The sequence below is a fragment of the Vibrio mytili genome, assembly GCF_049563345.1.
Lineage (GTDB): Bacteria > Pseudomonadota > Gammaproteobacteria > Enterobacterales > Vibrionaceae > Vibrio > Vibrio mytili.
Map to the genome: position 1 here is coordinate 2,333,599 of NZ_CP110481.1, position 21,375 is coordinate 2,354,973.

The following is a 21,375-nucleotide window of genomic DNA, read 5'->3' on the forward strand; positions in this document are numbered from 1 at the left end:
TCTTATCTACCTTCTTAATTAAGCGTATAGCGGGTTTGTTTTCTCAGTGTCGATGTCGAATTTCTTAATAGCTTCTACAACTACAGATTTTTCAACTTCGCCACGTTTCGCTAGTTCAGTTAACGCTGCTACTACTACGTAACCTGCGTTCACTTCGAAGTGACGACGTAGGTTTTCACGGCTGTCTGAACGACCGAAACCGTCAGTACCAAGAACTTTGAATGATTCAGCAGGGATGAATGCACGAACCTGCTCTGCGTAGTTCTTCATGTAGTCAGTTGCTGCGATAGCTGGCTCAGTACCCATTACCGTTTGGATGTAAGGTACTTGCGCTTCCGCTTCTGGGTGTAGCATGTTGTAACGCTCAGCTGCTTGGCCATCGCGAGTGACTTCGTTGAACGACGTGACAGAGTAAACGTCAGAGGCAATACCGTAGTCATCGCTTAGGATTTGCGCTGCTTTACGAACTTCGGTCATGATAGTGCCCGAGCTCATTAGCTGCACTTTACCTTTAGAACCTGTGTAGGTTTCTAGCTTGTAGATACCCTTACGAATGCCTTCTTCAGCGCCTTCTGGCATAGCTGGCATTGCGTAGTTCTCGTTCATTAGCGTTAGGTAGTAGTAAACGTTCTCTTGTTCGCCGTACATACGACGGATACCGTCTTGCATGATTATCGCTACTTCGTAAGCGAATGTTGGGTCGTAAGAGATACAGTTTGGTACTGTGTTTGCCATGATGTGCGAGTGGCCATCTTCGTGCTGCAGGCCTTCACCGTTTAGCGTTGTACGACCAGCCGTTGCACCCAATAGGAAACCACGAGCTTGTTGGTCACCAGCCATCCACGCCATGTCGCCAACACGTTGGAAACCGAACATTGAGTAGTAGATGTAGAACGGAATCATTGGTAGGTCGTTTGTCGAGTATGACGTTGCAGCGGCAACCCATGAAGACATAGCACCTAGCTCGTTGATACCTTCTTGCAGTACCTGACCTGAAGTCGCTTCTTTGTAGTAAGAAACTACGCCACGGTCTTCTGGTGTGTAAGTCTGGCCTTGCGGGTTGTAGATACCGATTTGACGGAATAGACCTTCCATACCGAAGGTACGCGCTTCATCGGCAATGATAGGAACAATGTTCTTACCAATACCTTTGTTCTTCAGTAGAACGTTCAGTGTACGTACAAACGCCATGGTTGTTGAGATATCACGCTTCTGCTCTTCAAGCAGAGGTTTAAACTCTTCAACTTCAGGGATAGTGAGCGCTTCAGTAAAGTTAGGTAGACGCTGAGGCGTGTAACCGTGAAGTGCTTTACGACGAGCATGCAGGTATTCGTACTCTTTTGAACCTTCTTCAAGTTTCAGGTACGGAAGCTCTTTCACCGCTTCGTCAGTTAGAAGATCTTGTAGGCCCAGACGATCACGTAGGTGTAGAACGTGAGTCATGTCCATCTTCTTAACTTGGTGCGCGATGTTCTTACCTTCCGCTGCGTCACCCATGCCGTAACCTTTAACTGTCTTAGCTAGGATAACGGTTGGACGGCCTTTCGTTTCTTCGGCGTTCTTGTAAGCAGCGTAAAGCTTAGAAGACTCATGACCACCACGCTTAAGTGCGAAGATTTCGTCATCTGTCATATCAGCTACAAGTGCAGCTGTCTCTGGGTATTTACCAAAGAAGTGCTCACGCACGTAGGCGCCATCTTTAGATTTAAATGTTTGGTAGTCGCCATCGATCGTTTCGTTCATAAGCTGTAGAAGCTTACCCGTCGTATCTTTAGCAAGTAGTGAATCCCAGTTGTTACCCCAGATTACCTTCACTACGTTCCAACCAGCACCTTTGAATAGACCTTCAAGTTCTTGAATGATCTTACCATTACCCATTACAGGGCCATCAAGACGCTGCAGGTTACAGTTGATTAGGAAACATAGGTTGTCTAGCTTTTCACGGGCAGCGAAAGAGATAGCACCACGTGATTCTGGCTCATCCATCTCACCGTCACCTAGGAACGCGTATACGCGCTGCTCAGACGTATCTTTCAGGCCACGGCCTTCTAGGTACTTAAGGAAACGAGCTTGGTAGATAGAAGCAATTGGACCTAGACCCATAGATACGGTCGGGAACTGCCAGAATTCAGGCATCAATTTCGGGTGCGGGTATGAAGGAAGCCCTTTACCATCGACTTCTTGACGGAAGTTGTCTAGCTGCTCTTCAGTTAGACGACCTTCAACGAATGCACGAGAGTAAATACCAGGAGAAATATGACCTTGGTAGTAAACTAGGTCGCCACCGTCCTTCTCGTTTGGCGCACGGAAGAAATGGTTGAAACATGTCTCGTAGAATGCAGCAGAAGACTGGAAAGACGCCATGTGGCCGCCTAGTTCTAGGTCTTTCTTCGATGCACGTAGAACGATCATGATTGCGTTCCAACGGATAATAGAACGAATACGACGCTCTAGCGTTGTGTCACCTGGGTATGCTGGTTCTTGGTCTGCAGGAATCGTATTGATGTAGTTAGTTGTGATACCTGTTGGCATATCAACACCGTCTAGACGTGCTTTATCTAGAACTTGCTCTAGTAGGAACTGAGCGCGCTCTAGACCTTCTTCACGTACAACTGACTCAAGCGCCTGTAGCCATTCTTGAGTTTCCAGTGCATCTACGTCATGCTTCATATCAGACATGGCGATCTATCCTTCTGTTGGTTGGATCTACTGATTTAAGTAACACTCTTATGAGTGATTACCCTGCTGAATTCGACGTAGAGAACGCTCTCGTCGAGACTCTTCTCGAGTCAAATCCAACAATGTTTCTTCGATGTAAGCCAAATGAGAGTGAGACATTTCTCGTGCCTGTTCAGGCTGCCCAGAAACAATCGCATCCACAATATTGGCTCGGTGCTTACTTACTTTCTCCACCACTTCTTCTCGGCGGTGAAGTAATTTCAAATTTTGTAGAACATTTTGCTCAAGTAAAGGCGCAAGGCTACGAACAATATGCAGCAACACCACATTGTGCGCGGCTTCTGTTAAAGCAATAAGAAACTGCATAACCGCAGCGGCTTCGGCTTCAACGTTGTTGCTTTTTTGTTCTTCACTGATTTGGTCCAGACAGGTCTGAATACGGGCAAAATCTTCTTCAGTACCACGCAAAGCCGCAAAATAAGCCGAAATGCCTTCCATCGCATGACGCGTTTCGAGCAGATCAAGTTGTGTCTCAGAGTGAGTCGATAATAAATTAAGCAAGGGATCGGAAAAGCTTTTCCAGATGGTATCGCTAACGAATGTGCCACCACCTTGACGGCGACTTAACAAACGCTTTGCTTCCAAGCGTTGAATGGCTTCTCGGACTGAAGGACGGGAGACATCAAACTGCTTTGCAAGTTCGCGCTCTGGGGGAAGTTGCTGCCCCGGAGACAATGTTCCTTCCACAATCAACCGCTCCAACTCTTGTTCAATCACATCAGAGAGTTTTGGCTGACGAATCCTTTGATAAGCCATAATTTATTATTCTTCTAATTTTGCTGGTAAATGGTAATACCAATTTTCAATTGAGGCAGAAATTAACATAATTAAAACGTCACTGTCCAGCCAAAAGTTGACCTAAATCATAGAACAGGCCTAGCCCTAACACTTTGGCAACAATCGCGCATTAAAACATCAATATAATTGGTCTTACCAATTTCACGATTAAAACAAGCGATGAATGGATGTGTTAGTTTTTTGAAAGAGAACTACAGAAAGTGACAAAACGGTCAGCGAAACGGCGCTTAAAATGCGCCGACAAGAAGAATAATGTTGTTAATTTGCTACATCTGTTTTTTATTTTCACATCACTCCAAAATATGCAACGTTCAATTTTTAATGACAAAACGGATAACTATTTACAAATCATCCACATTTTAGTTCGCCAATAGTTGTCGATACTTCACCCAATCAAAGCTTAGACCAGGATCGCTTTTTCTCAACGGTGCAATGAACTGATGCCCAGTAATTCTCGGCAAGGTAATGGCGGGATATTCTTGTTGTATGGCTTGAGTAACCTGGGTAAGTGATTGATATTGTTCATCTGTATAAGCGATAAATTCCGTTCCTTCTAATTCAATACCGATAGAATAGTCATTACAACTCGCTCGGCCAGCAAAGCTTGACTGCCCCGCATGCCAAGCTCTATCAAGAAAAGAAACAAATTGAACGACTTCGCCATCTCGCTTAATTAAGCAATGTGCCGAAACACCCATTTTGTGAATGACGTCAAAAAATGGATGGGCATTGGGGTCGAGCTTACCCGTAAAAAAGTCTTCAATATAAGGCCCACCAAATTGCCCGGGCGGCAAGCTAATATTGTGTACCACTAACAAAGAAATATCTTGTATGTCTGGACGCGCATCAAAAAATGGCGATGGGACGTGCTTAGCTTGCATCAACCAACCCTTATCGATTATTGAATGCATATTAATTACTCCCTCTCTATTGCAAATTAACTGCTGAAATTCTTGACCTCGGAGAGTATCATTCGTTGCCATCTCCCTTTCAAGATAAGATTTGCGATGAAGAACACACACAACAGCCAAGAACGCTTAGAATACCTAAAACAACAACTTCCTCTTGAAATCACTCGTGCGGTTGCCGACACCTTAAAAGAAGATTTGGGTGGCAGTGTGGATAGTGATAAAGACATCACCGCTTCTCTTATTCCTGCGGATGCCGTTAACACCGCCACCATCATCACTCGTGAACACGGTGTGTTCTGCGGTCAAGCATGGGCAGATGAAGTCTTTAAACAGCTTGGTGGCAAAGTCTCCATTGAATGGCATGTCAAAGACGGCGATAAAGTCGAACCCAACCAAACGCTTTGCACGCTGACAGGTCCTGCTCGTGACCTATTGACGGGCGAGCGCAACGCGATGAACTTTATCCAAACCCTGTCTGGTTGTGCCACAACGACCGCTGAGTATGCAGAGAAAATTGCGCACACAAAATGCCGTTTACTCGACACACGCAAAACCATTCCAGGTCTGCGCAGCGCACTGAAATACGCAGTAGCGTGTGGCGGCGGTTATAACCATCGTATTGGCGTATTCGATGCGTACCTTATCAAAGAGAACCATATCATCGCCTGTGGCGGTATAACTCAAGCGATCAAAACCGCAAAAGAGTTGAACCCAGGCAAGCCAGTGGAAGTGGAAACCGAAAGCCTGGATGAGCTCAAACAAGCCATTGATGCGGGTGCCGATATCATCATGCTGGATAACTTTAGCAAAGAGATGATGTGTGAAGCCGTTGATATCAACGCTGGTCGTGCGGCGCTAGAAAACTCTGGCAATATCACGCTAGACACTATCGCAGAATACGCGGAAACAGGCGTGGATTACATTTCTGTCGGTGCATTAACCAAGCACCTCAAAGCGCTTGATCTTTCGATGCGCTTCAAATAACCCGATGAAATAAAAACGTATTATTTCAATAAACTCAAACAGTTGAGTTCAAGCGATTATCACTAAAGGGCCAAGCGGCCCTTTTTTTATAACCCACAACAATTACATCACTCGCAAAAAATTGCGCGCAATATGCAACACCACGGCAAAGAGTTTTAGCTCACTCGATAGCCGCTCACCAACCCATTTTCAGCCAGCCCTTCTCTTCTTACTCTTTCGCCAATGCAACAGCATTATTTATTTCATTGAGAAGGAAAGAAAATGAAACCAGTTAAACAAAAAAAACAGCAAGGTTTTACGCTGATTGAATTAATGATTGTGGTGGCGATTATTGGTGTGTTGTCGGCTGTAGCGATCCCAGCTTATCAAAACTACGTTCAAAAAACAGAAGTAGCGTCAGCATCAGCAACTCTACGCGGGCTTTTAACTAACATCGATATGTATCAACAAGAAAATGGTGGTACATTTCCTGGCGACGCAAACTTAGTTGGCGGAACAAGTGCAATGAACTCCCTTGGAACTATCGCATTAGCTCCAGTAGGAACAAGTGGAGGCACAGCAACATTTACTTTTACAACTGGCAGTTTGGGTACAGCTTCAGCAAAAGTACGTTACGCTAAGGATAACTCGACAGGTTGGACTTGTGCTACTCAATCTGTACCTACTGACTCAAGACCAAATAGCTGTACCGCGACTTATTAATGCCAACCAACCTCTCAACGATTCTTCGCCAATCCGGGTTACTTAGCTTAGCTCAAGAAGAATCGTTAATAGAGCAAATCAACGCTTCTGGCATTTCGATGCCGGAAGCGTTAGTTCGTTCTGGCTATCTCACACCAGAAGAGCTCACTACACACCTTAGTATCGCAGTCGGGCTACCTTGTGTAAAACTCGCGGACTACCAATATGTATCTCTATGCCAACAACTTGGCTTGCGTGAATTGATCACCCGTCATCACGCACTGCCACTCGAGCGTACGTCCTCAACACTCACGTTGGCTGTCGCAGACCCGACCAATCAACAAGCAGAAGATGATTTTCGCTTTGCCACCGGACTACAGATCGAGCTGGTGATCGCCGACTTTGCTGAGCTAAGCGCGGCCATTCGGCGCTTATATGGGCGCTCAATCGGCCAAGAGAAATCAGGTATAAAAGAGATCAACCAAGACGAGCTGGCAAACCTTGTTGATATCGGTGCCGATGAAATCGACAACATTGAAGATCTCAGTCAGGACGAATCACCAGTAAGTCGCTACATCAACCAGATTTTATTGGACGCGGTACGTAAAGGTGCATCCGATATCCACTTTGAGCCTTATGAAAAGATGTACCGCGTTCGCCTACGTTGTGACGGCATCTTAATTGAAACCCAGCAACCGCCCAGCCATTTAAGCCGCCGTTTATCAGCACGGATCAAGATCTTATCCAAGCTGGATATCGCCGAACGTCGCTTACCCCAAGACGGACGAATCAAATTAAAACTGAATCAAGACACGGCGATCGATATGCGGGTGTCGACACTGCCTACTCTATTCGGAGAGAAAATCGTACTGCGTTTACTCGACAGCAGTTCTGCCTCTCTGGATATCGATAAGCTGGGCTACAGCGAGCAACAGAAACAGTTGTATCTCAATGCACTGCGTCGCCCACAAGGGATGATTTTGATGACTGGCCCAACCGGGAGCGGAAAAACCGTTTCCCTGTATACTGGGCTAAATATTCTCAATACCTCAGAAATCAATATCTCGACTGCGGAAGATCCGGTCGAAATTAACTTGTCGGGCATAAACCAAGTTCAGGTTCAGCCAAAAATTGGCTTTGGTTTTGCCGAAGCACTGCGCTCATTTTTACGTCAGGATCCGGATGTGGTGATGGTCGGGGAAATTCGCGACCTCGACACCGCCGAAATCGCGATTAAAGCGGCGCAAACCGGTCACTTAGTCCTCTCTACTCTGCACACTAACTCCGCAGCAGAGACCGTTATTCGCCTGTCTAATATGGGGATTGAGAGCTTCAACCTCGCTTCTTCTTTAAGCCTGATCATTGCTCAGCGTCTGGCGCGTAAACTCTGCCCACATTGTAGACAGCCGCAAGAGCTCACCACGGCGCTGCAGCATGTTGGCATTCACTCCACCGAGAATATTTTTCAAGCCAACCCTCATGGATGCAACGAATGCACGCATGGTTATTCAGGGCGAACCGGCATTTACGAAGTGATGCACTTTGATGAAACGCTTTCCGAAGCGCTAATTAAAGGCGCTTCGGTGCATGAGCTGGAAAAAATTGCGGTCAATAACGGCATGAGCACCCTACAAATGTCCGGTATAGAGAAACTCAAACAGGGAATCACCAGTTTTAGTGAGTTACAACGCGTGCTCTATTTTTAGCTAACCCTATAACATACAGTCACCTAGCCTATGAAAACCACCACTCCTCAACTGAAAAACTTCCGCTGGAAAGGCATCAATAGCTCAGGAAAAAAAACGTCTGGACACACGCTCGCCATGAGTGAAATTGAAGTCCGTGAACGTCTCGATGCCCAACATATTAAAATAAAGAAGATCAAAAAAGGCAGCATCTCTTTTTTGACCAAACTCAGTCATCGCGTCAAAGGCAAAGACATTACGGTGTTTACCCGCCAGATCTCGACGATGTTGGTCACCGGTGTGCCCTTAGTACAAGCGTTAAAGCTGGTGTCTGACAACCATAAAAAAGCCGAGATGAAATCGACGTTAATGAGCATTACCCGCGCGGTAGAAGCTGGCACTCCAATGTCAAAAGCCATGCGCACCGCGAGCAACCACTTTGATGCGCTGTATACCGACCTAATCTCAACCGGAGAACAATCGGGCAACTTAGCCGAGGTGTTTGAACGGCTGGCTACCTACCGAGAAAAGAGTGAACAACTGCGCGCCAAAGTGATCAAAGCTTTAATTTATCCCGCGATGGTGATTCTCGTCGCGCTCGCGGTATCGTATCTGATGCTAACCCAGGTCATTCCAGAATTTGAAAAAATGTTTTCCGGCTTTGGCGCGGATTTACCTTGGTTTACCCGACAAGTGCTCGACTTATCCGCTTGGATGCAAAATTGGGGCGGATTTATTGGCTTAGGTGCGCTCAGTTTACTGATATCTTCCCGTATTATGATCAAGCGTTCCGATTCGTTTCGCTTAATGATCAATCGAGCCAGTTTGAAATTTCCCGTCCTTGGACCAGTGTTATCTAAAGCGGCAATCGCTAAGTTTAGCCGTACGCTTGCTACCAGCTTTAGCGCCGGTATCCCAATTCTCACCAGTTTAAAAACCACATCAAAAACGTCAGGTAATATGCATTATCAGTTGGCAATTGAAGACGTCTACCGCGATACAGCAGCAGGGATGCCGATGTATGTCGCGATGCGCAACTGCAACGTTTTCCCAGAATTGGTGTTACAAATGGTGATGATTGGTGAGGAATCAGGTCGTCTGGATGATATGCTGAATAAAGTCGCGACGATTTACGAGTTTGAAGTCGATAACACCGTTGATAATCTAAGTAAGATTCTCGAACCGTTAATTATTGTTTTTCTTGGGGTCGTCGTCGGTGGCTTAGTGACGGCAATGTATCTGCCTATCTTTAACTTAATGAGTGTATTGGGCTAGAATAGGGCATACTCAAATGACGTTGAGATGTAAACGTGAAGCCGTGTCATTACGCCACACATCTTAACGTGATGTAGAATTAATCCGTCCCATCAAAACAGCACCTTGCTCGTTTGATTTTTCGCTCAAGAGAGATATATGGAAGTATTCCAGTACTACCCATGGTTATTCGTTGTATTTGCCGTGGTTTTTGGTTTGATCGTGGGAAGCTTTCTCAACGTCGTTATTTATCGACTGCCTAAGATCATGGAATTAGAATGGCGCCACGAATGTGCGGAGTCCTTTCCCGAATACAAGATTAAAGCGCCTACAGAAACGCTAACCTTAAGTGTGCCTCGTTCTTCTTGTCAAAAATGCGCCGCGCCGATCCGCATTCGTGACAATATCCCGGTGATCAGTTGGCTGCTGTTACGCGGTAAATGCCATAACTGCAACGCGCCAATCAGCCCAAGATACCCACTGATAGAACTGTTGACAGCAGCCTGCTCTGGCTTTGTCGCATACCATTTCGGATTCAGCTATTTCACCATTGCACTCATCTTTTTCACCTTTACATTGATTGCGGCAACGTTTATCGACCTTGATACTATGTTACTGCCCGATCAATTGACCTTACCTTTAACTTGGGCTGGCATTGTCTTAGCATTGCTTGAGGTGAGTCCTGTTAGTTTACAAGACGCAGTTATTGGTGCCATCGCAGGTTATCTATGCCTTTGGTCTGTCTATTGGGGCTTCAAGTTGCTGACCGGAAAGGAAGGCATGGGCTACGGTGACTTTAAACTCCTTGCAGCTCTGGGGGCTTGGCTAGGTTGGCAATCGCTGCCTATGATCATTTTAATTTCTTCCCTCGTTGGGGTTATTTTTGGTCTGATTCAACTACGCTTGAAAAAGCAAGGTATAGAGAAAGCCTTTCCTTTCGGTCCCTATTTAGCGATCGCAGGATGGGTATGCTTACTCTGGGGTGAGCAAATGTTAAATTGGTACTTTACGTCCATTCTAGGAGTGTAAATGGCTTTAGTAATTGGCCTGACAGGCGGTATTGCTAGTGGTAAAACAACCGTGGCAAATCTGTTCAAACAACAATTTGATATCGACATCGTCGATGCGGACATTGTTGCGAGAGAAGTGGTAGAACCCGGCACTCCGGGCTTAAATGCAATCATCGAGCACTTTGGATCTGAGATTATTCGAGAAGACCAAATGCTGGATCGTGCTAAGTTGCGCGAGAAAATTTTTTCCAATCCAGATGAAAAAGCGTGGCTGAACTCTCTGCTTCATCCAATGATTCGTGAAAAAATGATCGAAGAACTGGAAGAAGTCACATCCGACTACGCACTGTTGGTCGTGCCGTTGCTGATAGAGAACAATCTGGAAAGCTTATGTGACCGCGTACTGGTGGTCGATGTTGAACCAAGCACCCAGATTTCTCGGACTATGAAACGCGACAACGTTAGTGAAGAGCAAGCACAAGCGATCCTTGCATCTCAAGCGTCTCAACAGCAAAGACTCGCTCTAGCTGATGATGTGGTGAAGAATAACCCAGACGACCCTGAACTTTTACTTCAAATTACAGATTTGCATGAAAAGTACCTAGCCATGTGTCAGAATAATCTGAGAAAATAGGAAAGGATCCCATCTAGGCTTATGTCAATGACCACGCATAAATTCGAACATCCGTTAAATGAGAAAACTCGTATCTATCTAAGAGTAGAGTCTCTGCTGCGTCAGGCTCACTTGGCTTCTAGCTTTACTGACAATCATCAATATCAATTATTTTTTCGCGCGTTATTCGATATGGTTGAGATTTTTGAACAGATCCAACTAAAAAGCGAACTGGCGAAAGATATTGAGAAACAGCGACTGTCCTATCGTCACTGGTTGAATGTGGACGGCGTTGATCAAGGTGCCCTCAACGACCTATTGCAAGAAATTGATTCAGTACACAGTCAGTTGATGGGGGCTGCTCGATTTGGACAAGCACTGCGTGATGATCGCTTTCTGAGCTCAATTAGGCAACGATTTAACTTACCAGGCGGAGCATGTTGTTTTGATCTACCCGCTTTGCACTACTGGCTCCATTTGCCAATTGAGCGTAAAAAGCACGATGCTCAACAGTGGCAAACAAGCTTAAAGCCGCTGTCTGACGCACTTTCTCTCTGGCTTAAGCTGACCCGTGAAACTGGGCACTTTAAACCCCAGATAGGCCGAGTCGGCTTTTTCCAAAGTGATGCAGACGGTGCCAATATTCTGCGCCTGCATATTCCAATGGAGTTTGGTGTATATCCAATGATTTCTGGTCATAAGAACCGATTTGCGATCAAATTTATGTCGTTTGAAACTGGGCAAGCCTGTACCCAAGATGTCGAGTTTGAATTGGCGGTTTGTTGCTAAGTGGCGTTCACTCAACAACGACTTTCTATTATTCTTCTAATCATCCAAACTTGTTATAGAAAACCAAAAGGGACGAACAATCCATGTCTAAAATTACTATCGTTCAATGCCCTCAGTGTGGTACCGACGTTGAATGGGGTGAGCAAAGCCCTAACCGCCCGTTTTGCAGTAAAAAATGCCAGATGATTGATTTCGGCGAATGGGCTGACGAAGAAAACGCCATCGCAGGTGCGCCTGATATGTCTGATAGCGACGGATGGTCGGAAGATCAATACTAAGAGGGTCTAGGATAAATAAAGGTCCTAGGATCCTAGGTTCTAGGGTCCTAGGAGGCGCACTCGGGTAGCTTTGCGTCTCAAAAACCAACCAAGCTTGTTGTACGGATTACGGATTACGGATTACGGATTACGGATTACGGATTACGGATTACGGATTACGGATTACGGATTACGGATTACGGATTACGGATTACGGATTACGGATTACGGATTACGGATTACGGATTACGGATTACGGATTACGGATTACGGATTACGGATTACGGATTACGGATTACGGATTACGGATTACGGATTACGGATTACGGATTACGGATTACGGATTACGGATTACGGATTACGGATTACGGATTACGGATTACGGATTACGGATTACGGATTATTTTTCAGTCACTTAAGTTCAATGTCAAGTATTTCTGTACTCTGTAGTCCAAAACCACAAGAGCCAAACTTTTCAATTGAGCACGATACTCTCAACAAACTCCCCTAGGACCTAGGATCCTATAACCTACGACCTATCTTTTCTCCCCTAGAACCTTAAGTTAAAAAAAACGGAGCCCATAGGGCTCCGTTTAAGATGAGAACGCTAGTTATAGCATTACTTCTTAGCAAGTTTCTCTTTGATACGAGCAGACTTACCAGAACGCTCACGTAGGTAGTACAACTTGGCACGACGTACTGCACCACGGCGTTTAACTTCGATGCTATCAACAACTGGAGAGTGTGTTTGGAACGTACGCTCAACACCTTCACCGTTAGAGATCTTACGTACAGTGAAAGCAGAGTGTAGACCACGGTTACGGATTGCGATTACAACGCCTTCGAAAGCCTGTAGACGCTCACGGTCACCTTCTTTTACCTTAACTTGAACAACAACAGTGTCACCTGGTGCAAATTTAGGTAGGTCTTGTTTCATTTGCTCTTCTTCAAGAGCTTTGATGATGTTACTCATTTTTAAATTCCTAGAATAAACTGATACTAAATAAATTAGGTTACTTTGCATGACGTTCGTTAATGGCTTTATGTTCATTAATAAACTCAGCAAGTAATAGTTCCTGTTCGTCAGTCAGAGCTAGGTTTTCCAGGAGCTCTGGTCTTCTTAGCCAAGTTCGGCCCAGCGACTGCTTGAGTCGCCACCGACGAATATCCTTGTGATTGCCTGACATGAGTACCGCTGGTACCTCTTTGTCATCCAATACTTCAGGACGCGTATAGTGAGGGCAATCTAACAAACCATTGGCAAAAGAGTCTTCTTCTGCTGATGCAAAATCTCCCAGTACCCCCGGAACAAACCGAGAAACTGAGTCGATTAGCGTCATGGCTGGTATCTCACCACCCGTCATCACAAAATCCCCAATCGACCATTCTTCGTCGACTTCAGATTGAATGATACGCTCATCTACCCCTTCGTAGCGGCCACAGATAAGAAGCAAGTTCTCATTTGTTGCCAACTCCTCTACTCCTTGTTGATCGAGCTTGCGACCTTGAGGAGATAGGTAAATGACTTTCGTCTTACCCGGTGAGGCCTTTTTCGCGGTATGTATGGCATCGCGCAGAGGCTGAACCATCATTAACATACCAGGACCACCACCGTAAGGTCGGTCATCGACAGTGCGATGTTTGTCGTGAGTAAAATCTCGAGGATTCCAAGTCTCAATCGACAATAGACCTTTTTTAACCGCTTGACCTGTTACTCCAAAATCAGTAACAGAACGGAACATTTCAGGAAACAGGCTAATTACGCCAACCCACATGTTTATCTCGCTCTGTAATTTTGGAGATTAGAATCCAGGATCCCAGTCAACTTCGATCCGTTGAGCTTCACGATCAATATTGATGATCACTTGCTCTTCAAGGAACGGAATTAATCGTTCCTTTTGCCCAAAAGCATCTTTAAGATTTGCTTTAACTACCAAAACATCGTTTGAACCTGTTTCTAACATGTCGCTCACGACACCCAGATCGTAACCATTGGTGGTGACTACTTGCATTCCAAACAATTCACGCCAGTAGAACTCATCTTCTGACAGTTCAGGTAATATTGCAGGGTCGATAGCAATTTCAAAGTTTGTCATTAAGTGCGCGTCTTCGCGAACGTCCAGACCTTCCAGCTTAGCCACCATACCTTTGTTATGGCGCTTCCAGCTTTCTACTTTGTACTCAACCCACTGCCCTTTTTGGTTGATATACCAAGGGCTGTAATCGAAAATGCTTTCAGCATTGTCTGTGTAGGAAAAAACTTTAAGCCAACCTCGAATGCCGTAAGTAGCACCAAACTTGCCTACAACAATCTTTTCGTTGCTCATTGTTTCTTTACCTTTCATCGACATAAACTAGTTTCTACTTCTAACAGTATGAATTAAGCCGCTTTTTGAGCGTCTTTAACTAGCTTAGCAACGCGGTCAGATACAGACGCGCCTTGACCAACCCAATGGTTAACGCGGTCTAGGTCTAGACGTAGACCTTCTTCTTGACCTTTCGCAGTTGGGTTAAAGAAACCAACTTTCTCGATGAAACGGCCAGTTGCAGCGTTGCGGCTGTCCGCTACTACGATTTGATAAAATGGACGCTTTTTAGCGCCGTGACGTGCCAAACGAATGGTTACCATGTCGTCCTCTTTGCTTTCTCAAAAATAAAATTAACCCCAGAAACTAAAATAGCTTGGGGTCTCGTGCCAAAATAAAGCTCCGGAATTTTACTCTTCTCCCGGAGCAATGCAAGGGTTTAGTTACTTTTTCACCAACATAAATCGAATTTACAGTTTGTGACGCAGCTAACACCTTGAAATTTTGCGTAGTTAGGTGATGTAATTGTGCAATTATCGACCAAATGGATTGAAGCCACCGCCGCCGCCCATTCCGCCCATCATGCCTTGCATATTGCGCATCATTCCTTTCATGCCACCTTTTTGCATTTTCTTCATCATTTTCTGCATTTGGGTGAACTGTTTGAGTAGACGGTTAACATCTTGAACTTGTACCCCAGAGCCTGCTGCGATACGTTTCTTGCGTGAACCTTTGATGATTTCTGGACGCTGACGCTCTTTCATGGTCATTGAACTAATGATCGCTTCCATCTGTTTGAACATCTTGTCATCGACTTTATCTTTGACGTTCTCAGGGAGCTGAGACATGCCAGGAAGCTTATCCATCATGCCCATCATGCCACCCATGTTTTGCATCTGACCAAGCTGCTCACGAAAATCTTCTAAATCGAAGCCTTTCTTCTCTTTAAATTTCTTCGCCAGCTTTTCTGCTTTATCTTGATCGACATTACGTTGTAAATCTTCAATCAAAGAAAGCACATCACCCATGCCCAAAATACGTGATGCAACACGGTCCGGGTGGAAGGGTTCTAATGCGTCCGTTTTTTCACCGACACCTAAGAATTTAATTGGTTTGCCAGTGATATGACGCACGGAAAGAGCAGCACCGCCGCGAGCATCGCCGTCGACCTTGGTCAGAACAACACCGGTAAGTGGCAGTGCATCACCAAAAGCTTTTGCAGTATTTGCCGCATCCTGACCAGTCATGGCATCAACAACAAACAGCGTTTCGACAGGGTTGATGGCTGAATGGAGATCTTTAATCTCGCCCATCATCTGTTCATCAATCGCCAGACGACCTGCCGTATCGACAATCAGCACGTCATAGAATTTTTTCTTGGCGTGGTCGATGGCTGCGTTAGCAATATCAATCGGCTTTTGGTCAGGTGATGATGGGAAGAAATCAACACCAACATCTGCTGCCAAGGTTTCTAGCTGTTTGATCGCCGCAGGGCGGTAAACGTCGGCAGAAACGACCAAAACCTTTTTCTTATCACGCTCGCTCAAAAGCTTAGACAATTTACCTACCGATGTGGTTTTACCCGCACCTTGTAGACCTGCCATAAGAAGAACCGCAGGTGGCTGAGCTGCTAGGTTAAGGGCTTCGTTCGACTCCCCCATCACCGCTTCTAGCTCAGATTGTACTATCTTAATAAACTCTTGGCCTGGGGTCAGAGATTTAGAGACCTCAACACCCACCGCCTTTTCCTTAACGCGGTTTACAAATTCGCGAACAACCGGTAGCGCAACGTCCGCTTCCAGTAATGCCATACGCACTTCACGTAAGGTCTCTTTAATGTTGTCTTCTGTCAGACGACCTTTACCGCTGATATTTTTCAGCGTTTTGGATAATCGATCCGTTAAATTCTCAAACATCTTTGTCTCTTCGCTAAAATGGCGACTAATTAGTGTGAGTATACCTTAGCCAAGGTCACAGTCATACCCGTACTACTGCTCTATTACTATATGGGAAGCTAACTTATTAATTTCAATGTCTCATCTATGATGATTGTTATTGCATAGGTCATAGCTCCAAAGAGTAATGCAAGGTATAATTTCGTTATTCTGGACAACAACCTTTATGGATTCATGGATAGCTTAATTGCCATTGCGGCCGCCATACTTTACATTTTGGCTATCGCAACCATCATACCCGGACTTTCACAACAGTCTGGCATCAAAGCAAAGACCGTGTTTGCTAGTGCCGCGTGCGCACTGGTTTTTCACGCTTGGTTATTGAGTGATTTGATTCTCGATGGTTCTGGTCAAAACCTCAGCATTTTAAATGTCGCGTCCCTGATCAGCTTCATCATTTCCTTGGTCATGAGCCTGGCTATGCTCAAAAACCGGTTGTGGTTTCTGCTGCCAGTGGTTTATAGCTTTGCAGCCATTAATTTATCGGCGGCGACGTTTTTACCTAGCACTTTCATTAAACATTTAGAAAATGATCCTAAGTTGCTTATTCACATATCGTTGGCGCTGTTTGCCTACGCTACGCTGACGATTGGCGCTCTGTACGCGCTGCAACTTGCGTGGCTTGACCATAAACTGAAAACGAAAAAATCGTTAGCCATAAATCCAAATCTACCTCCGCTAATGATGGTTGAACGGCAATTATTTAAAATTATTTTAATTGGTAACCTGCTACTGACCTTCACGCTGCTCACTGGATTTGTGTTCGTTCAGGATATGTTCGCACAAGGTAAAGCACATAAAGCGATTCTCTCTTTCTGTGCTTGGGTGGTCTATTCAGTATTGCTTTGGGGACATTACCAAAAAGGATGGCGAGGTAAAAAAGTGACTTGGTTTGCCGTTGCCGGAGCTACGTTGCTCACACTGGCTTATTTTGGCAGTCGTTTTGTCAAAGAGATCATCTTGAATTAACGCTCCCTTGAGCCTTTATATTCAACGCCAAATCAAATACAGTACTTTAAAACACCACTTAAGAGTTTCATGTGGCTCTTGAATAAACAAAACACTTACAAGGAATAACAACGCTTTGGACGACATCTCTACGGGTATCTTATTTGCGCTACTCGCGTGTCTTATCGTCATATCAGGTTACTTTTCCGGTTCAGAAACAGGGATGATGTCTTTGAACCGCTATCGCTTGAAACACTTAGCCAAAAATGGGCATAAGGGAGCAAAGCGCGTCGAAAAGCTACTAGACCGTCCAGATCGTTTGATTGGTCTAATTCTTATCGGCAATAACCTTGTGAACATTCTTGCCTCGGCCATTGCCACGATTATTGGTATGCGCCTTTATGGCGATATGGGGGTCGCGATTGCAACTGGTGCTCTCACCATGGTGGTACTGGTGTTTGCCGAAGTCACACCGAAGACCATCGCCGCGCTTTTCCCAGAGCGTGTCTCTTATGCGAGCAGTATTCTACTTAGCATTTTAATGAAGTTACTTTCACCTTTGGTTTTGTTGGTGAATTTTATTACTAATGGCTTCATTCGACTGCTTGGTGTCAAAGCGGATCACTCCGTCGAAGATCATCTCAGCTCGGAAGAGTTACGCACCGTGGTCAATGAAGCCGGTGGACTGATCCCGCGTCGACATCAGGATATGCTGGTCTCTATCCTAGATCTCGAACACGTCACAGTGAACGATATTATGGTGCCACGTAATGAAATTACGGGGATCGATATTAACGATGATTGGAAGTCAATCGTTCGTCAATTGACCCACTCACCTCATGGGCGAATTGTGTTTTATCGTGACCAAATTGATGAAGTGGTTGGCATGTTACGCTTACGTGAAGCGTATCGCCTTATGCTGGAAAAAAATGAGTTCACCAAAGAAACCTTGTTGCGGGCATTAGATGAAGTTTATTACATCCCTGAAGGCACGCCACTGAACGTACAAATGCTGAAATTCCAGCGCAACAAACAGCGTATTGGTCTTATCGTCGATGAGTATGGCGATATCATAGGATTAGTAACGCTGGAAGATATTTTGGAAGAAATCATCGGTGAGTTCACCACCTCCATCTCTCCTAGCCTAGCTGATGAAATCAGCCCACAAGGTGATGGAAGTTTTCTTATTGAAGGCAGTGCCAATATCCGTGATATCAACAAAGGGCTCAAATGGGATTTGCCAACCTCTGGACCAAGAACACTCAACGGTCTTATTTTGGAACACCTTGAAGATATTCCAGAAAGCCATCTCAGTGTAAAGGTGTCTGGGCACCGGATGGAGATCGTTGAAATAGAAGAGAACCGCATTAAGCTCGTGCGGGTCTACCCGAAGAAGAAAAAGTCGTAGAGCCTTAACAAGTAAAAGAAAAAAAGAGCCTGACACTTCAATAGTCAGGCTCTTTTTTTTTCGTATATCCTTTTAATTATCTTACTACGAGATAACTAGGAAGGCGCTCTCATCAGAGAACGTTAGTCGATACGCAGTTCTTTAAGCATTGATTCAGGCAGCGCAAGCTCGTCGTTTTTATTTACTGACACGCCCGCCTCCAGAATATTTTTCGCGATCTGCTTTGCTTCATCGAGTGAGTGCATTGCAGCAGTGCCGCATTGATACTCATTCAGCTCAGGGATCTTGTTTTGGCTTTCCACTTTTAATACGTCTTCCATGGCCGCAATCCACGCATCGGCGACTTGCTGCTCTGAAGGCGTACCGATTAGACTCATATAGAAACCAGTGCGACATCCCATCGGAGAAATATCAATAATTTCCACGCTATCACCGTTCAAGTGCGCGCGCATAAACCCTGCATATAAATGCTCTAACGTGTGAATACCTTTCTCTGAAAGGATATCTTTATTCGGCGCTGTAAAACGCAAGTCGAAAACGGTTATGGTATCACCTTTTGGGGTTTGCATTGTTTTCGCCACGCGCACAGCAGGTGCATTCATACGAGTGTGGTCGACAGTAAAGCTATCGAGTAAAGGCATTACATCTCTCCTTATTGTAATTCCAACACCTGACGGGATTGGTTTTCATTTCTGTTCCGGCTAGAAGAACCAACTACGATTGTCTTCTAACTCTTGTCGGCACTGTTTCAACTGCCAGCCATACGTTTTTGCGGTTTGCTCCACGCGCCTCGCAATTTTCATTAAACTTGGTTTTCTTTTGTAGCTACCACGTTTGTACCCACCTCGTCCTTCATGATAAGCCAAATATTGATTATAGGGGTCCCATAAAGAGATGCCTAGCTGACGCCGAGTTTCATGGGTGTACCAACCAACAAACATCATCGCGTCATCAAAATCACTTCTCGAGCTCCAACTTCCAGTGGCATTCTGAAAGTCGTCCCAAGCAGGGTCTTGTGCTTGTGCATAGCCATATGCACTGCTTACTCGTCCCCAAGGAATAAAACCAAGCACATAATCTATTGGTGGTTTTGCATCATGTCGGAAGCTACTCTCCTGTTTGATGATAGCCATTGCAACATGAATCGGAGTGCCCCACTCCTCTTCCATATCAATGGCATCTTCATACCAACTCGGATGTTCTCGGAAAATTTCACACAGGTTACCCTGTTGTTGAGGTGGAGCAGTCGAACACCCGACTAACAACACACTGACTAAAATGGATACTGCTAACGACTTGATGTTCACCAATCTTTACCAACTTACTATTATTCCAGATGAGCGCTGTGCTCTAACTAAATAAGCACTGTAATACAGATGATCATTGTCACTCTAGATCAGTACGCTTATTTTAGATAAGCAAAGTAGTCTTGCAAAAAGTCATCAAAAGATAACGTATCACTTTGCTCAGACTGCTTCTGTTTTTCTACCGAAGTTACCACTTCAGTTTCCATAACATCTTGTGAGTAATATTGGTAAGTATGTGCGAGGTTCTCCTCTCGATATTTCATACCCAAACTGCAACCCACTTTACCTAAGCCGCCTAGCTCTTTCGTTAGGGCTAACAGCTGGCCTGAGATGGTCAACTCTGGCTCATCAATCCATGTCGCGAGTTTGTCGCAAACATCTTGATAGGCATGACCACCAACAGAAGCATCCATTTTTATGGCGATTTGGCGAAGTTCAACGAAGACTCTTTTCGCCCATTCTTGCAAAGAAAGTCGCTCGCCTTGGCAGCCAATCTGGAGCATCAAACCTTTCTCACGACCCGACACAACCACCTTGTTCCAGTTATCGCGCCAACATGCTAAATCACTGTTATTCATCGGCTCAGAGTCAGAAAGCGCAGCCCAAGTAAGGAACATATCGAGAAAACGCACCTGATCTTCAGTGACGCCCACAGGACTGAACGGGTTTACATCTAACGAGCGCACTTCAATATATTCAACACCAGCGCGCTTTAATGCCTCTGATGGTTTCTCACCACTTTTCGCCACGCGTTTAGGGCGGATGGGAGCGTAAAGTTCGTTTTCAATTTGCAGAATATTAGAGTTGAGTTGACGATATTCACCATCAACTTTTACGCCTATTTTCGCGAACTCTTCAGATGGACGATGAATCGCATCATTGAGACCTTCGAGGTATTGTTCAATACTGTTAAATCCGATCTTCAATTTGCTCTGTGCGTTGTTGGTGTAACCAAGATCACTAAGGCGTAAAGACGTCGATTTTGGCAAATAGAGCGTACCACCAATACTCTCAAAGGGAAGATCCGTTTCTCTGCCCTGGATAAAAGATCCGCACAGCGCAGGTGAAGCCCCGAAGAAGTATGGAATTAACCAACCAAAACGGTAGTAATTTCGGATCAGAGCGAAGTAAGCGGCTGATTTTGCTTCCTGACGTGAAGCCTCATCTTGCTCTCCGTAGAGCGCATCCCAAAACGATTCCGGGAAAGAGAAGTTAAAATGCACGCCCGAGATGATCTGCATTAAGCTACCGTAACGACGTTTAAGCCCTTCACGATACAACGTTTTCATTTTTGCAGCATTGGATGAACCATATTGAGCAAGGTTAATCTCATCTTCACTGCTAACGTAGCAAGGCATTGAAAGTGGCCACATCTTCTCGTCACCCATCTTCGTTTGGGTAAAGTGATGGATGTCTTTGAGTTGTGCGATCAGCTCGGGGATATCATGAGAAACCGGGGTTATGAATTCCAGCAAAGACTCAGAAAAGTCAGTGGTGATCCATTGGTTTGTGAACGCGGAGCCCAATCCCTCAGGATGAGGTGTTGTGGCTAGGTGTCCATCCTGACGATAGCGTAATGTTTCACGCTCAACACCGCGTCCAAACTGCTTAAATACTTCGGGGGTTGATGCAACTTTTTCCAGTCGCGCAGCAAAATCAGTCAAAATGAGGTTCGCTTATATTAGGAGCAGGACACTTGCCATCCGAAGCAAGTGAAAGCTAAGTTATTG

Annotated in this window: 22 protein-coding genes; 11 read left to right on the top strand and 11 right to left on the bottom strand. The window is 45.2% G+C overall.

The window, feature by feature from the left end; genetic code table 11:
- Nucleotides 1-18 precede the first annotated feature (18 nt).
- The 3 genes from aceE to ampD all read right to left on the bottom strand — a co-directional run bounded on the left by aceE (nucleotide 19) and on the right by ampD (nucleotide 4,448).
- Nucleotides 19-2,679 carry a pyruvate dehydrogenase (acetyl-transferring), homodimeric type gene (gene aceE, locus ONE56_RS10625; RefSeq protein ID WP_331438468.1) on the bottom strand — a complete coding sequence of 887 codons (2,661 nt, stop codon included), beginning with the start codon at nucleotides 2,677-2,679 and terminating at the stop codon, nucleotides 19-21.
- 48 nt (nucleotides 2,680-2,727) lie between these two features.
- Nucleotides 2,728-3,495 carry a pyruvate dehydrogenase complex transcriptional repressor PdhR gene (gene pdhR / locus ONE56_RS10630; RefSeq protein WP_041155619.1) on the bottom strand — a complete coding sequence of 256 codons (768 nt, stop codon included), beginning with the start codon at nucleotides 3,493-3,495 and terminating at the stop codon, nucleotides 2,728-2,730.
- 401 nt (nucleotides 3,496-3,896) lie between these two features.
- On the bottom strand, nucleotides 3,897-4,448 hold the full coding sequence (ampD, locus tag ONE56_RS10635) for a 1,6-anhydro-N-acetylmuramyl-L-alanine amidase AmpD (protein ID WP_041155620.1): 552 nt from the start codon (nucleotides 4,446-4,448) through the stop codon (nucleotides 3,897-3,899).
- 96 nt (nucleotides 4,449-4,544) lie between these two features.
- Here ampD and nadC point away from each other — a divergent pair, with 96 nt between their 5' ends.
- The 9 genes from nadC to ONE56_RS10680 all read left to right on the top strand — a co-directional run bounded on the left by nadC (nucleotide 4,545) and on the right by ONE56_RS10680 (nucleotide 12,232).
- A complete protein-coding gene (gene nadC / locus ONE56_RS10640; protein ID WP_423839842.1) occupies nucleotides 4,545-5,432 on the top strand; it encodes a carboxylating nicotinate-nucleotide diphosphorylase in 888 nt (295 codons plus the stop codon).
- A gap of 261 nt (nucleotides 5,433-5,693) precedes the next feature.
- Nucleotides 5,694-6,134 carry a type IV pilin protein gene (locus ONE56_RS10645; RefSeq protein ID WP_423839843.1) on the top strand — a complete coding sequence of 147 codons (441 nt, stop codon included), beginning with the start codon at nucleotides 5,694-5,696 and terminating at the stop codon, nucleotides 6,132-6,134.
- Entirely contained in the window at nucleotides 6,134-7,819 is a 1,686-nt protein-coding gene (pilB, locus tag ONE56_RS10650) for a type IV-A pilus assembly ATPase PilB (protein WP_423839844.1), read from the top strand. Before ONE56_RS10645 ends, pilB begins: the two co-directional genes overlap by 1 nt.
- 30 nt (nucleotides 7,820-7,849) lie before the next feature.
- Nucleotides 7,850-9,073, top strand: a complete 1,224-nt coding sequence (locus ONE56_RS10655; protein ID WP_423839845.1) for a type II secretion system F family protein — start codon at nucleotides 7,850-7,852, stop codon at nucleotides 9,071-9,073.
- Nucleotides 9,074-9,211: 138 nt separating this feature from the next.
- Nucleotides 9,212-10,081, top strand: coding sequence for a prepilin peptidase (locus ONE56_RS10660; protein WP_423839846.1), 870 nt, complete (start codon nucleotides 9,212-9,214; stop codon nucleotides 10,079-10,081).
- A complete protein-coding gene (gene coaE / locus ONE56_RS10665) occupies nucleotides 10,082-10,696 on the top strand; it encodes a dephospho-CoA kinase (protein WP_041155624.1) in 615 nt (204 codons plus the stop codon).
- A gap of 27 nt (nucleotides 10,697-10,723) precedes the next feature.
- On the top strand, nucleotides 10,724-11,464 hold the full coding sequence (gene zapD / locus ONE56_RS10670; protein WP_041155625.1) for a cell division protein ZapD: 741 nt from the start codon (nucleotides 10,724-10,726) through the stop codon (nucleotides 11,462-11,464).
- Nucleotides 11,465-11,547: 83 nt separating this feature from the next.
- On the top strand, nucleotides 11,548-11,742 hold the full coding sequence (gene yacG, locus ONE56_RS10675; protein ID WP_041155626.1) for a DNA gyrase inhibitor YacG: 195 nt from the start codon (nucleotides 11,548-11,550) through the stop codon (nucleotides 11,740-11,742).
- Between the two features lie 70 nt (nucleotides 11,743-11,812).
- On the top strand, nucleotides 11,813-12,232 hold the full coding sequence (locus tag ONE56_RS10680) for a hypothetical protein (protein WP_423839847.1): 420 nt from the start codon (nucleotides 11,813-11,815) through the stop codon (nucleotides 12,230-12,232).
- Nucleotides 12,233-12,340: 108 nt separating this feature from the next.
- Here the strand turns inward: ONE56_RS10680 and rplS are convergent, their stop codons facing one another.
- The 5 genes from rplS to ffh all read right to left on the bottom strand — a co-directional run bounded on the left by rplS (nucleotide 12,341) and on the right by ffh (nucleotide 15,943).
- On the bottom strand, nucleotides 12,341-12,694 hold the full coding sequence (gene rplS, locus ONE56_RS10685) for a 50S ribosomal protein L19 (protein ID WP_041155627.1): 354 nt from the start codon (nucleotides 12,692-12,694) through the stop codon (nucleotides 12,341-12,343).
- 40 nt (nucleotides 12,695-12,734) lie between these two features.
- On the bottom strand, nucleotides 12,735-13,496 hold the full coding sequence (gene trmD, locus ONE56_RS10690; RefSeq protein ID WP_423839848.1) for a tRNA (guanosine(37)-N1)-methyltransferase TrmD: 762 nt from the start codon (nucleotides 13,494-13,496) through the stop codon (nucleotides 12,735-12,737).
- A 27-nt stretch (nucleotides 13,497-13,523) separates the two neighbouring features.
- The gene (rimM, locus tag ONE56_RS10695; RefSeq protein ID WP_041155629.1) at nucleotides 13,524-14,072 is read right to left on the bottom strand and encodes a ribosome maturation factor RimM; all 549 of its coding nucleotides are present in this window, start codon (nucleotides 14,070-14,072) and stop codon (nucleotides 13,524-13,526) included.
- 29 nt (nucleotides 14,073-14,101) lie between these two features.
- Nucleotides 14,102-14,350, bottom strand: coding sequence for a 30S ribosomal protein S16 (gene rpsP / locus ONE56_RS10700; protein ID WP_005379962.1), 249 nt, complete (start codon nucleotides 14,348-14,350; stop codon nucleotides 14,102-14,104).
- A 210-nt stretch (nucleotides 14,351-14,560) separates the two neighbouring features.
- Nucleotides 14,561-15,943, bottom strand: a complete 1,383-nt coding sequence (gene ffh, locus ONE56_RS10705) for a signal recognition particle protein (protein ID WP_331438475.1) — start codon at nucleotides 15,941-15,943, stop codon at nucleotides 14,561-14,563.
- 213 nt (nucleotides 15,944-16,156) lie between these two features.
- On the opposite strand from ffh, the gene ONE56_RS10710 reads away from it, so the two are divergent.
- Both ONE56_RS10710 and ONE56_RS10715 read left to right on the top strand, forming a co-directional pair.
- Nucleotides 16,157-16,951 (top strand): cytochrome C assembly family protein, encoded by a 795-nt coding sequence (locus ONE56_RS10710; RefSeq protein ID WP_041155630.1) that lies wholly within the window; start codon nucleotides 16,157-16,159, stop codon nucleotides 16,949-16,951.
- Nucleotides 16,952-17,066: 115 nt separating this feature from the next.
- Nucleotides 17,067-18,338, top strand: a complete 1,272-nt coding sequence (locus ONE56_RS10715) for an HlyC/CorC family transporter (RefSeq protein WP_423839849.1) — start codon at nucleotides 17,067-17,069, stop codon at nucleotides 18,336-18,338.
- A 122-nt stretch (nucleotides 18,339-18,460) separates the two neighbouring features.
- On the opposite strand, the gene luxS is transcribed toward ONE56_RS10715, so the two are convergent.
- From luxS to gshA, 3 genes are all read right to left on the bottom strand, one after another.
- The gene (luxS, locus tag ONE56_RS10720; protein ID WP_331438477.1) at nucleotides 18,461-18,979 is read right to left on the bottom strand and encodes an S-ribosylhomocysteine lyase; all 519 of its coding nucleotides are present in this window, start codon (nucleotides 18,977-18,979) and stop codon (nucleotides 18,461-18,463) included.
- 60 nt (nucleotides 18,980-19,039) lie between these two features.
- On the bottom strand, nucleotides 19,040-19,645 hold the full coding sequence (locus tag ONE56_RS10725) for a hypothetical protein (protein ID WP_423839850.1): 606 nt from the start codon (nucleotides 19,643-19,645) through the stop codon (nucleotides 19,040-19,042).
- A gap of 98 nt (nucleotides 19,646-19,743) precedes the next feature.
- Complete coding sequence (gshA, locus tag ONE56_RS10730; protein ID WP_423839851.1) at nucleotides 19,744-21,309, bottom strand: glutamate--cysteine ligase; 1,566 nt, start codon at nucleotides 21,307-21,309, stop codon at nucleotides 19,744-19,746.
- Nucleotides 21,310-21,375: the final 66 nt, after the last annotated feature.

Excerpts from the sequence above, each read along its gene's own strand:
- aceE (WP_331438468.1), bottom strand. The coding sequence starts at position 2,679 with ATGTCTGATATGAAGCATGACGTAGATGCACTGGAAACTCAAGAATGG.
- pdhR (WP_041155619.1), bottom strand. The coding sequence starts at position 3,495 with ATGGCTTATCAAAGGATTCGTCAGCCAAAACTCTCTGATGTGATTGAA.
- ampD (WP_041155620.1), bottom strand. The coding sequence starts at position 4,448 with ATGCATTCAATAATCGATAAGGGTTGGTTGATGCAAGCTAAGCACGTC.
- nadC (WP_423839842.1), top strand. The coding sequence starts at position 4,545 with ATGAAGAACACACACAACAGCCAAGAACGCTTAGAATACCTAAAACAA.
- ONE56_RS10645 (WP_423839843.1), top strand. The coding sequence starts at position 5,694 with ATGAAACCAGTTAAACAAAAAAAACAGCAAGGTTTTACGCTGATTGAA.
- pilB (WP_423839844.1), top strand. The coding sequence starts at position 6,134 with ATGCCAACCAACCTCTCAACGATTCTTCGCCAATCCGGGTTACTTAGC.
- ONE56_RS10655 (WP_423839845.1), top strand. The coding sequence starts at position 7,850 with ATGAAAACCACCACTCCTCAACTGAAAAACTTCCGCTGGAAAGGCATC.
- ONE56_RS10660 (WP_423839846.1), top strand. The coding sequence starts at position 9,212 with ATGGAAGTATTCCAGTACTACCCATGGTTATTCGTTGTATTTGCCGTG.
- coaE (WP_041155624.1), top strand. The coding sequence starts at position 10,082 with ATGGCTTTAGTAATTGGCCTGACAGGCGGTATTGCTAGTGGTAAAACA.
- zapD (WP_041155625.1), top strand. The coding sequence starts at position 10,724 with ATGACCACGCATAAATTCGAACATCCGTTAAATGAGAAAACTCGTATC.
- yacG (WP_041155626.1), top strand. The coding sequence starts at position 11,548 with ATGTCTAAAATTACTATCGTTCAATGCCCTCAGTGTGGTACCGACGTT.
- rplS (WP_041155627.1), bottom strand. The coding sequence starts at position 12,694 with ATGAGTAACATCATCAAAGCTCTTGAAGAAGAGCAAATGAAACAAGAC.
- trmD (WP_423839848.1), bottom strand. The coding sequence starts at position 13,496 with ATGTGGGTTGGCGTAATTAGCCTGTTTCCTGAAATGTTCCGTTCTGTT.
- rimM (WP_041155629.1), bottom strand. The coding sequence starts at position 14,072 with ATGTCGATGAAAGGTAAAGAAACAATGAGCAACGAAAAGATTGTTGTA.
- rpsP (WP_005379962.1), bottom strand. The coding sequence starts at position 14,350 with ATGGTAACCATTCGTTTGGCACGTCACGGCGCTAAAAAGCGTCCATTT.
- ffh (WP_331438475.1), bottom strand. The coding sequence starts at position 15,943 with ATGTTTGAGAATTTAACGGATCGATTATCCAAAACGCTGAAAAATATC.
- ONE56_RS10710 (WP_041155630.1), top strand. The coding sequence starts at position 16,157 with ATGGATAGCTTAATTGCCATTGCGGCCGCCATACTTTACATTTTGGCT.
- luxS (WP_331438477.1), bottom strand. The coding sequence starts at position 18,979 with ATGCCTTTACTCGATAGCTTTACTGTCGACCACACTCGTATGAATGCA.